We start from the raw sequence: 384 nt of genomic DNA, 5'->3' as shown, positions 1-384 counted from the left end.
CTCTGGAAAAGGTATTCCAGGTCTTTATACAAATACAGTTGCAACCAATACCCTTTATGGTACCTTTCGCGGATAGATGAAGCCTGTTTCAACTTGCCTTATATATAGTGCAAATATATTTACATCATTTTTCGCGTATATATAATAGCAAATAAGGGGTGTTTTCTGAAAAGAAACGAAGGTGAACCTTGTTTTATTAACTTATGGCCCGATGATATGCACACCCCCAGAACAGACAACGCACACTTCACCCCTTTCAGGTAACTCGACCCGAAACTGCCTTGCGTATAAATTGTATCTCGATCAACGTTGAACATGGCACATGCTTCAGGTATGGTGATGTAGCCATCTTCGCCGATTTGGGCATTCTTTATATCATCCACA

Annotated in this window: 1 pseudogene; it reads right to left on the bottom strand. The window is 40.4% G+C overall.

Annotated elements, in window-relative coordinates:
• Nucleotides 1–119: 119 nt before the first annotated feature.
• Nucleotides 120–384: pseudogene (locus D0T87_RS23825) on the bottom strand (hypothetical protein); the annotation flags it as partial.

Source organism: Bacteroides sp. 51 (assembly GCF_010500965.1).
GTDB lineage: Bacteria > Bacteroidota > Bacteroidia > Bacteroidales > Bacteroidaceae > Bacteroides.
This window is presented reverse-complemented; position numbering and strand designations above follow the sequence as displayed.